This window comes from Streptomyces sp. NPDC054847 (assembly GCF_053610925.1).
In genome coordinates this window covers 1-10,077 of the sequence record NZ_JBSGZJ010000260.1, presented here as the reverse complement: position 1 = coordinate 10,077, position 10,077 = coordinate 1, and the positions used below count along the sequence as shown (strand labels likewise).

Below are 10,077 nucleotides of genomic sequence, written 5' to 3'. Positions count from 1 at the left end.
CCTCAATCGCCGGCGTGGCTGGTTTCGCGGAGCGAAATCCAGCCCGCCTGGGGGCACCTCCCACGGCCGCCAGGCCGTAGGGGGAGATTGAGGGCAGGCACCGCGCGAAGCGCGGTACGGGTCCGGGCGGAGCCCGGTTTCGGGAAGGGGCGGGTAGGGGACGAGCCCGCCGCAGGCGCCACGCACCCGCACCCCCGCCGCCCCCCTCACCTCCCCGCCGACTCCCGGAAACGTGTCGTCCGATGGATCGGGTCCGTGTCGATCTGCGGGATCACGTGCTCGCCGATCAGGCGGATCGTCGTCATCGTGTCCTCGTAGGACACCCCGATCGGCAGGCCGAACGACAGCTGGTCCGCCCCCGCCTGCTCCCAGCGCTTGCACTGCTGCAGCACCTCTCCCGGGTCGCCGCAGATCATCAGTTCCTCCGCTATCAGCAGTTCGATGATCTCCGCCGTGTACTCCGGCAGCAGTTCCGGCCACTCGGGGACGCCCTCGGGGCGCGGGAACGTGTCGTGGTAGCGGAACAGCAGCGACTGGAGGTAGTTGAGACCGCCGGACACCGCGATCTCGACCGCGCGTTCGTGCGTCTCCGCGCAGATCGCCGTCGACGTCACCATCACGTTGTCGTTGACGAAGGCGCCGACCGCCTTCGCCTCCTTCACGGCCGACTTGTACGAGTCGAGGACCCATTCCATGTCGGAGACCTTCTGGACGCTGAAGCCCAGCACGCCGAGGCCCTTCTTGCCGGCCATGGCGTACGAGGACGGCGATCCGGCCGCGTACCACATCGGCGGGTGGGCGGGCCCGTACGGCTTGGGGAGGACCTTCCGGGGCGGCAGGGACCAGTGCTTGCCCTGGAAGCCCACGTACTCGTCCTGGAGCCACATCTTGGGGAACTCGGCGATCGTCTCCTCCCAGATCTCCTTGGTGTGGTTCATGTCGGTGATGCCCGGCATGAATCCGAGGATCTCGTGGGACCCGGCGCCCCGGCCCGAGCCGAATTCGAAGCGGCCCTGCGACAGGTGGTCGAGCATCGCGACCTTCTCCGCGACCTTGACCGGGTGGTTGACGGGGGCCAGGGGGTTGAAGATGCCGGAGCCCAGGTGGATGCGCTCGGTCGCGTGGGCGAGGTAGCCGAGGAAGACGTCGTTGGCCGACAGGTGCGAGTACTCCTCCAGGAAGTGGTGCTCGGAGGCCCAGGCGTACTTGAACCCGGACCTGTCCGCCTGGATGACGTACTCGGTCTCCTCCATCAGCGCCTTGTGCTCGGCGAGCGGGTCGGTCTCGGCGCGCTTGCCGAGGTATCCCTGAACAAAGAGGCCGAATTCCAAGGGGTTCACCGCCTATCGTTTCTGACGCACCGTCAGATCTGGATGGGTCCGACTGTTCCACCGGGTGCCTGCGCAGTCAAGAGAGCGGGGGCGCAGCTGGCGCCGGACGACGCCGGGCGGTGCCGCCTCACAGGACGCTGACGCCCGCCAGCCATCCGCCGTCGATCACGAACGGCTGGCCGGTGATGTACGAGGAGTCCTCGCCGGTCAGGAACAGGGCGAGCTTCGCGACCTCCTCCGCCTGCCCGATCCGCCCGAGGGGCACGAGCGTGCGGTACAGGTCACCGACCGCTTCCGGGTCCGCGCCCTCGGGATTGCTCATGGGGGTGTCCACGGCCCCCGGGCACACGGCGTTGACCCGGATGCCCTTCCCCGCGAGCTCGAGCGCGGCCACCCTCGTCAGGCCGAGGACCGCGTGCTTGGAGGCGGCGTACGCACCCACATAAGCCATGCCGGTCAGCGCCGTGTACGAGGCCGTGTTCACGATCGTGCCGCCGCCGGCCGCCTCGATCTCCGGGGCGACGCCGCGGATTCCGAGGAAGGTGCCGATCTGGTTGACCTGAGTGATCAGCTGGAACTCCTCCAGCGGGGTCGTGACCAGTTCGTTGAAGCGCAGGATGCCCGCGTTGTTGACCAGCCCGTCGATCTTGCCGAAGCGCTCCTTCGCGGCGGCGACGGCCGCGGTCCAGTCGGCCTCGCGGCTCACGTCGAGATGGACGTAGAGACCGCCGACCTCCTTGGCGAGCGGTTCACCGAGCTCGTCGAGGACGTCGGCGAGGACGACCTTCGCCCCCTCCGCGGCGAAGAGTCTGGCCTCCTGCTCCCCCTGCCCGCGCGCCGCGCCGGTGACGAGTACGACACGTCCGTCCAGCTTGCCCATGCCTGCCTGCTCCCTTGGTCAGTCGAGGTGCGGGACGACGTCGGCAGCGAAGGCCGCCATCTGGTCGGTCAGTTCGCTGCGGCTCCGGCTGCGGAACCGCACCTGGATCTGGTCCACGCCCATCAGGGCGTAGGCCCGCAGGGACTCCGCGACCGCCGCGGGCTTGCCGGAGACCGTCCGGCGGCCGACCTGCCGGCCGGGTTCGCCGATGTACAGCGGTTCGGTGATGGCGCCGATCACGAAGGGCTCCTCGATGCCCGCCGCCTCGCGCAGCTGCCGGATCCGGGCGACCTGCGCCGGCAGCTGCTCGCGCGGATCGCCCTGCGGCAGCCAGCCGTCGCCCTTGAGCGCGGCCCGTCGCACGGCGGCCGGCGAGGAGCCGCCGACCCACAGGGGGACACGGGGCTGGGCCGGCCGTGGCCGCTGCCCGAGGTCCTTGAAGCGGAAGCGCTCGCCGTGGAACTCCGGATACTCGCCGGGCCCGAGCGCGGCGCGCAGTGCGTCGACACTCTCGTCGAGGACGGCTCCGCGGGCGTCGAAGTCGACCCCCAGGGCCTCGAACTCCTCCCGTACGTGCCCGGCCCCGACGCCGAGGACGAGCCGCCCGCCGGAGAGGTGGTCCAGGGTCGCGTACTGCTTGGCCAACGCCAGGGGGTGGCGCAGCCCGACGACCGCGACATGGCTGAGCAGCCGCACCCGTCCGGTCACCCCGGCGAGGAACGAGAGCGTGGCGACCGGGTCGTACCAGACCGTGGACATGGCGTCGGCGAGGCGGCGCGGCACGGCGACGTGGTCGCAGACGGCGATGTAGGAGAAGCCGGCCCGGTCGGCCGCCACGGCGACGGCGGCCAGGTCGTCCGGGCCGGCCTCGGTCTCCCAGGGCTCGGCGTAGAGGGTGCTCTGCGACTGGACCGGGAGCTGCATCCCGTACGCCACCATGGCGACTCCTCGAAGCTGACGGACCGTCAGAGACGACGGCTGCCGCCATCGTCAGGGCTGACGCTCCATCAGGCAAGGGTGGCGCAGGGGCGGCTTCAGCCGAGCAGCGCGTACACCGTCGAGGCGCGGGCCGCGGGCTCGGGGGCACCCTGGGCGGTCATGGTGATGTCGGCGAAGGCCATGCGCTTGCCCAGCTTGGTGATCCGGGCGTCGACCAGGACGTCGGCGCCGACGACGGCGCGCATGAAGCTGGTCGACTGCTGGACCGTGGTCATGGGGACGAAGCCGCCCCGGGCCGACGACACGGCGATCACCGTCGCCGTGTCGGCCGCGGCCATCAGCGCCTGCCCGGACATCCCGCCGCCTTCCCGGGCGAGCCGGTCGGACCAGGGCAGCCGCAGCACGGCGTGCAGGTCGCCCGCCTCCTCGACGGACAGACCGAGTTCGAGCACCCAGGGCGCGAAATTGTCGGCAAGGATCTTGTCGGCTTCTGCGGTGGTGAGCGTCATGCCCCGATGGTGCCGGTCGCGACCCGTTCCGGGTAGACGGCCCGGGTGCGGCTGTCCCCTGAATCCTCGGCCACCCGTGTCACACCGGGAGGACAGCGCCACGGTCTACTGGTCGCCGACCTCGAAGGGATATGCCTCCCACCTCACCGTCCCGTTCGGCGAGAAGATCCACATCCCTGCCCCGTTCGACTGCCACGTCGACACGACCGGGTTCCAGGCGCCCGGCGAGGGCTGACCGGTGGGCGTCAGCGGAGTTCGCCCTCCAGCAAGCCCATGGTGAACTGGTCGTACCACTTTCCGTCGCGGCGGAACGACTGGCGAAGGCGGCCTTCCTCGACGAAGCCGACCTTCTTGTAGACCTGCTGCGCGGCCAGGTTCTCGGTGACCACCGTGAGCGAGATCTTGTGCAGGCGCATCTTGTCGAAGCCGTACCGGCACACCGCCCGCATGGCGTCGGTCGCGTAACCCTTGCCCCAGTAGTCCTTCTCGCCGAGATAGATGTCCAGTTCCGCGATGCCGGTCTCCGGTTCCGCGTCGCGCAGGGCGACGAGCCCGATCAGCCGGCCGTCGCTCAGCACCTCGACCCCGAGGAGCAGGTCGCCGTAGGTGTTGCGCGGGCGGTCGGCGAGCCACTTCTCCACGTGCTCCAGGGACGAGGGGTGGTTGTCCTCCATCCAGCGCATGACGTCCGGGTCGTGGTTCCACCGCCACAGCGCCGCCGCGTCCGCCGGGCCCATCGCCCGCAGCTTCACCAGTTCTCCGAGCACCATGCCCGCCGCCCCCTGTCGTGTGATCACGCCAGAAGTAGCACGCGGCGGGCGGGACGCTCAACGCGATTGCCGCGGTGGTGCGCTACGGGCCGGCCCACAGCCCGTCGTCGGTGAGCCCCAGCAGGTCGATCGCGTTGCCCGCCACGATTCTTTCCACCACGTCCTGCGGCAGGTGGCCCATCTGGGCCTCGCCGACCTCCTTCGACTTCGGCCAGGTCGAGTCGGAGTGCGGGTAGTCCGTCTCGTAGAGGACGTTCCCCGCTCCGATCGCGTCCAGGTTCCGGAGGCCGAAGGCGTCGTCGAAGAAGCAGCCGTAGACGTGCTCGGCGAAGAGTTCGGACGGTGGCCGGGTGACCTTGTCGGCGACACCGCCCCAGGCGCGGTTCTCCTCCCAGACGACGTCCGCGCGCTCCAGGATGTACGGGATCCAGCCGATCTGGCCCTCCGCGTACATGACCCGCAGGCCCGGGAAGCGCTCGAACTTGCCGCTCATCAGCCAGTCGACCATCGAGAAGCAGCAGTTGGCGAAGGTGATCGTCGAACCGACGGCGGGCGGCGCGTCCGCGGAGGTGGACGGCATGCGGCTGGAGGATCCGATGTGCATGGCGATGACCGTGCCGGTCTCGTCGCACGCCGCGAGGAACGGGTCCCACGCGTCGGTGTGGACGGAAGGGAGTCCGAGGTGCGGGGGTATCTCGGAGAAGGCGACGGCGCGCACGCCGCGTGCCGCGTTGCGGCGGACCTCCGCGGCGGCCAGTTCCGCGTCCCACAGCGGGATCAGGGTCAGCGGGACGAGCCGGCCCTGCGCCTCGGGGCCGCACCACTCCTCCACCATCCAGTCGTTGTAGGCCCGTACGCACAGCAGCCCGAGCTCGCGGTCGGCGGCCTCCGTGAAGGTCTGGCCGCAGAAGCGCGGGAAGGTGGGGAAGCAGAGCGCGGACCGGACGTGGTTGACGTCCATGTCGGCGAGCCGCTCCGGGACGCTGTAGGAGCCCGGCCGCATCTGCTCGTAGGTGATGATCTCCAGCTTGATCTCGTCGCGGTCGTAGCCGACGGCGGTGTCGAGCCGGGTGAGCGGCCGGTGCAGGTCCTCGTAGACCCACCAGTCGCCTACCGGCCCCTCGTCGCCGGGGGCTCCCATGACGGGGGCGAACCTGCCGCCCAGGAAGGTCATTTCCTTCAGGGGGGCGCGGACGATCCGGGGGCCTGTGCCTGCGTACTTCGACGGGAGCCGGTCCCGCCAGACGCCGGGGGGCTCCACCGTGTGATCGTCCACCGAGATGATCTTGGGGAAGGTCTCCATCGTCTCAAGGTAGCGCTGATCTGACGGCCCGTCAGCTATCGGTGCGGGTTCCGTCGGGCGCCATCGGTGCCGGGTTCAGTCGGCCCCACCCACTATGAACCCCGTGTATACATGCTGTGTATAGTCACCGGCGAGTACGGACGACCACCGGCCCACGGCCGCATTCCGTACGACCGGCACACCGCCGCACCACCGCATCACCACGAACGGGGAGATTCGCCATGCCTTCGAAGACGTACAAAACCGGGTCCAGGGTTGTCCCGGCTCTCGCCGCGGCCCTCACGCTGACCTTCGCCCTCGCGGGCTGCTCCGTCGACAGCACCTCGCCCGCGGACGCCCGCTCCGACGCCGCCGGCTCCGACGGGAAGCCGCTCGCTAGCGAGAAGGGCCAGGGATCCGATTCACCGTCCGTCGACTGCGAGAAGGCCAAGTGCATAGCGCTCACCTTCGACGCGGGCCCCGGCAAGGACACCCCCGAACTGCTCGACCACCTCAAGAAGGAGAAGGTGCCCGCCACCTTCTTCCTCCTCGGCAAGAGCCACGTCCTCAAATACCCCGCCGTGGTGCGCCGCCTCGCCGCGGAGGGCCACGAGGTCGCCAACCACACCTGGACCCACCAGCGGCTCGACAAGCTCGGCAAGGAAGAGATACGCGCGGAACTCGGCCGCACCCAGGACGCCATAGAGGAAATCACCGGCGAGAAGCCGCGGCTGATGCGACCGCCGCAGGGTCGCACCGACGACGAGGTGAAGGCCGTCAGCAAGGAACTCGGCCTCTCCCAGGTCCTGTGGAGCGCCACCGCCAAGGACTACTCCACCACCGACAGCGAGCTCATCAAGAAGCGGATCCTCGACCAGGCCGGACGCGACGGCATCATCCTGCTGCACGACATCTACGACGGAACGGTCCCCGCCGTGCCCGGGATCGTCTCCGAGCTCAAGAAGCGCGGTTACACCTTCGTCACGGTCACCCAGCTGCTCGCACCGGCCGTACCCGAACCCGGCACGGTCTATCGCCCCTGATCAGAGCGGGCCGGACGGACCGGCGGACGGGCAGCAGCCGCAGCCGCCCCGCTGCTGACGCGGCCACCCCCAACAAGGCAGACTGTCGAGGGCGATTCCGGCAGTACCGGCAGGGGGCACCTATGGACCGTGACAGCGGGCCACGCGTACCGAACCAGCGCGCTCCGCTCGGGAGCGAGGACGCCGAGCTGTACTTCAGCGTGCTCGGACCGGTACGGGTGCGGCGGGGCGGAGAGACCCTGCCGCCCGGCTCGCCGCAGCAGCGCGCCCTGCTGGTCGCGCTGCTGCTCCGCGACGGGCGCACCGCCACCGCCCACGAACTGATCGACGCGATCTGGGGCGAGGAACCCCCGTCCCAGGCGCTGGCCGCCGTCCGCACCTACGCCTCCCGGCTGCGCAAGGCACTCGACCCGGACACCCTGGTCAGCGAGTCGGGCGGCTACGCGCTGCGCATCGGCCGGGACGCCCTCGACCTCGCCGTCGCGCAGGAACTCGCGGCGGAGGCGTACAAGGCGAACGCCGCCGGCGACCGTGCCCAGGCGCGGGCGCTGCTCAACAAGGTGCTGAACCTGTGGGACGGCGAGCCGCTCGCCAACGTGCCGGGACCGTACGCGGAGAACCAGCGCACCCGGCTCGTCGAGTGGGGTCTGCAACTGCTCGAGACCCGGCTCGACATCGACCTCGAGGTCGGCCGGCACGCCGAGGCCGTCTCCGAGCTGACGGCACTCACCGCGACCCACCCGCTGCGTGAGCGGCTGCGTGAGCTGCTGATGCTCGCCCTGTACCGCAGCGGCCGCCAGGCGGAGGCACTCGCCGTCTACGCCGACACCCGCCGGCTGCTCGCCGAGGAACTGGGCGTCGACCCGCGCCCCGAACTCTCCAGCCTCCAGCAGCGCATCCTGCGGGCCGACGCCGAACTCGCCCGCCCGCAGGAGGAGGCCGCACCCGCTCCGCAGACCACCCGGCCCGCCCAGCTGCCGGCCACCGTGCCGGACTTCACCGGCCGGTCGTCCTTCGTGCAGGAGCTGGGCGGCCAACTCGCGACCGCCGAGGGCTCGGTGATGGCGGTGTCCGCCCTCGCCGGCATCGGCGGCGTCGGCAAGACCACCCTGGCCGTCCATGTGGCCCACCAGGCGCGCAAGCACTTCCCCGACGGACAGCTGTACGTCGACCTCCAGGGCACCGGCAACCGGTCCGCGGAGCCGGAGACGGTCCTCGGCGCGTTCCTGCGCGCCCTGGGCACGGCCGACTCGGCTATCCCGGACACCCTGGACGAACGAGCGGCCCTCTACCGCTCAGCTCTGGACGGGCGGCGGATCCTGGTGCTGCTCGACAACGCCCGCGACGCCGCCCAGGTCCGGCCCCTGCTGCCCGGCACGGCCGGCTGCGCCGCGCTGATCACCAGCCGGGTGCGGATGGTCGACCTGGCGGGCGCGCACCTGGTCGACCTGGACGTGATGTCCCCCGAGGAGGCTCTCCAGCTGTTCACCCGGATCGTCGGGGCGGAACGGGTCGGCGCGGAACGCGATGCCGCGCTGGACGTGGTCGCGGCATGCGGCTTCCTGCCGCTCGCCATCCGCATCGCCGCCTCGCGGCTGGCGGCCCGCCGCACCTGGACCGTCTCGGTCCTCGCGGCCAAGCTGGCCGACGGACGGCGCCGCCTCGACGAGCTCCAGGCCGGCGATCTGGCGGTGAAGGCCACCTTCGAACTGGGCTACGGCCAGTTGGAGCCCGCACAGGCCAGGGCGTTCCGCCTGCTGGGCCTGGCGGACGGCCCGGACATCTCGCTCGCCGCCGCGGCGGCCGTGCTGGAACTGCCGCCGCACGAGACGGAGGACCTGCTCGAGGCACTGGTCGACACGTCCCTGCTGGAGTCCGCGGCGCCGGGCCGGTACCGCTACCACGACCTGGTGCGGCTCTACGCGCGTGCATGCGCGGAGCGGGACGAGGCCCCTGAGGCACGGGAGGCCGCCGTCTCCCACCTGCTGGACTTCTACCTGGCGACGGCGGCCCGCGTCTTCGCCATGGAACGGCCCGGCGACCGGCTCGTGGTCCACCTGGAGCCGACCGGTGACGCCGGTCTGGAATTCGCGCACCTCGACGACGCCCAGGACTGGCTCTACGCGGAGGCCCACTGCCTCCTGGCCTGCGCCCGGCAGGCCTCCCCCGGCCCGCAGTTGCGCCGGGCGGTGGATCTGCTCTGGGCCGTCCAGAACCTCGCCGAGTCCGGAGCGAACTCCAAGGTCTACGAGTCCGTGGCCTGCGGAGCGGTCGAGGCCGCACGGGCCGCCGGCGACACCCGGACCGAAGCCCGGGCCCGGACGTCGATGACCAACGTCCACCTCACCGCGGGCCGTTACGACGAGGCGGACGAGGAGGCCGCCCAGGCGGCGGTCCTGGCCCGCTCGGTGAACGACCCGGCGCCGGTCTACTGGTCGGACAACGACCGGGGCATCATCGCCTTCATACAGGGGCGCAACCAGGAGGCCGAGGAGCACCTGCGCCGCGCCATGGAGGGTTCACGCCTCGACGGCAACCTGCCCGGCGAGGCGAGCGCGCTGTCCAACCTCTCCCGCATCCACGTCGCCACCGGCCGCATCACCCAGGCGATCTCCCTCGCGGAGCAGGGCATCGCCCTCTACGACCGGATCGGCCACACCCTGCGGCTGGCCAACGCCCGCTACGCCCTCGGCGTCGCGCTGACGCAGGCGGGCCGCCACACGGACGCCCTGGAGCAACTGACGGAGGCGCTGCGCCTGTTCGAGTCGAACCGGCAGCGCCTGTGGGAGGGCACGGCCCATTTCCGCATCGCTCAGGCGCATCTGTCCGCGCGCCGCCCGGCACGGGCGGCGCAGCACGCGGAACAGGCGCTCGCGACGGGCTGCATCGGCGGAGACCGTACCCGTGGCAACGTGCTGACGACGCTGGGACTTGCCCTGGACGCGCTCGGTCAGGCGGACCGTGCGCGTGCGTGCTGGCGTGACGCGCTGTTCCTCCACGAGCAGACGGGCGCGGCGGAGGCGGAAGAGGTCCGGGCGCTGCTCGAGCCGCTCAGCGGCGCCGCCTGACGGCGCGCCGTGCACGCCCGTTCCCGGCCGGTCCGGAAAGAGGGGCGCGGGAACACTTCGGGGGCGGGGGCAGGGCGTTCATCGAATGTTTATGCTCGTCCGACATGCTTCAAGCATTCGATCCGTCGCGTCGGGGGGCAGACGGATCACACGGGCCGGCGCCTCAGTGGGTGACAGGTCCACCGGCCTTGCGTCCGGCGACCCGCGGGGGCGTCGCCGGGCCGCAGGCCCGCCCGGCCACCGCCAAACCCAGGG

Annotated in this window: 9 protein-coding genes; 3 read left to right on the top strand and 6 right to left on the bottom strand. The window is 71.1% G+C overall.

Features of this window, described 5'->3' with window-relative positions:
- Positions 1-206 precede the first annotated feature (206 nt).
- The 4 genes from ACWGH4_RS23090 to ACWGH4_RS23075 form a co-directional block, all read right to left on the bottom strand.
- Positions 207-1,331 (bottom strand): LLM class flavin-dependent oxidoreductase, encoded by a 1,125-nt coding sequence (locus ACWGH4_RS23090; protein ID WP_453463938.1) that lies wholly within the window; start codon positions 1,329-1,331, stop codon positions 207-209.
- A 127-nt stretch (positions 1,332-1,458) separates the two neighbouring features.
- Positions 1,459-2,211: an SDR family NAD(P)-dependent oxidoreductase gene (locus ACWGH4_RS23085; protein WP_453463935.1), complete on the bottom strand. Its 753-nt coding sequence runs from the start codon at positions 2,209-2,211 to the stop codon at positions 1,459-1,461.
- Between the two features lie 18 nt (positions 2,212-2,229).
- Positions 2,230-3,150 (bottom strand): LLM class F420-dependent oxidoreductase, encoded by a 921-nt coding sequence (locus ACWGH4_RS23080; protein WP_453463932.1) that lies wholly within the window; start codon positions 3,148-3,150, stop codon positions 2,230-2,232.
- A 95-nt stretch (positions 3,151-3,245) separates the two neighbouring features.
- Positions 3,246-3,659, bottom strand: coding sequence for a PaaI family thioesterase (locus ACWGH4_RS23075; protein WP_453463929.1), 414 nt, complete (start codon positions 3,657-3,659; stop codon positions 3,246-3,248).
- A gap of 76 nt (positions 3,660-3,735) precedes the next feature.
- On the opposite strand from ACWGH4_RS23075, the gene ACWGH4_RS23070 reads away from it, so the two are divergent.
- Positions 3,736-3,894: a hypothetical protein gene (locus tag ACWGH4_RS23070; RefSeq protein WP_453463926.1), complete on the top strand. Its 159-nt coding sequence runs from the start codon at positions 3,736-3,738 to the stop codon at positions 3,892-3,894.
- Between the two features lie 10 nt (positions 3,895-3,904).
- Here the strand turns inward: ACWGH4_RS23070 and ACWGH4_RS23065 are convergent, their stop codons facing one another.
- Positions 3,905-4,456 carry a GNAT family N-acetyltransferase gene (locus tag ACWGH4_RS23065; protein ID WP_453463923.1) on the bottom strand — a complete coding sequence of 184 codons (552 nt, stop codon included), beginning with the start codon at positions 4,454-4,456 and terminating at the stop codon, positions 3,905-3,907.
- A 55-nt stretch (positions 4,457-4,511) separates the two neighbouring features.
- The gene (locus ACWGH4_RS23060; RefSeq protein WP_453463920.1) at positions 4,512-5,732 is read right to left on the bottom strand and encodes an amidohydrolase family protein; all 1,221 of its coding nucleotides are present in this window, start codon (positions 5,730-5,732) and stop codon (positions 4,512-4,514) included.
- A gap of 221 nt (positions 5,733-5,953) precedes the next feature.
- Between ACWGH4_RS23060 and ACWGH4_RS23055 the strand changes: the two genes are divergently transcribed.
- Together ACWGH4_RS23055 and ACWGH4_RS23050 are read left to right on the top strand one after the other, a co-directional pair.
- Positions 5,954-6,754 (top strand): polysaccharide deacetylase family protein, encoded by an 801-nt coding sequence (locus tag ACWGH4_RS23055; protein WP_453463917.1) that lies wholly within the window; start codon positions 5,954-5,956, stop codon positions 6,752-6,754.
- A gap of 122 nt (positions 6,755-6,876) precedes the next feature.
- A complete protein-coding gene (locus ACWGH4_RS23050) occupies positions 6,877-9,822 on the top strand; it encodes a BTAD domain-containing putative transcriptional regulator (RefSeq protein WP_453463914.1) in 2,946 nt (981 codons plus the stop codon).
- Positions 9,823-10,077 lie beyond the last annotated feature (255 nt).

Excerpts from the sequence above, each read along its gene's own strand:
- ACWGH4_RS23085 (WP_453463935.1), bottom strand. The coding sequence starts at position 2,211 with ATGGGCAAGCTGGACGGACGTGTCGTACTCGTCACCGGCGCGGCGCGC.
- ACWGH4_RS23050 (WP_453463914.1), top strand. The coding sequence starts at position 6,877 with ATGGACCGTGACAGCGGGCCACGCGTACCGAACCAGCGCGCTCCGCTC.
- ACWGH4_RS23060 (WP_453463920.1), bottom strand. The coding sequence starts at position 5,732 with ATGGAGACCTTCCCCAAGATCATCTCGGTGGACGATCACACGGTGGAG.
- ACWGH4_RS23075 (WP_453463929.1), bottom strand. The coding sequence starts at position 3,659 with ATGACGCTCACCACCGCAGAAGCCGACAAGATCCTTGCCGACAATTTC.
- ACWGH4_RS23055 (WP_453463917.1), top strand. The coding sequence starts at position 5,954 with ATGCCTTCGAAGACGTACAAAACCGGGTCCAGGGTTGTCCCGGCTCTC.
- ACWGH4_RS23080 (WP_453463932.1), bottom strand. The coding sequence starts at position 3,150 with ATGGTGGCGTACGGGATGCAGCTCCCGGTCCAGTCGCAGAGCACCCTC.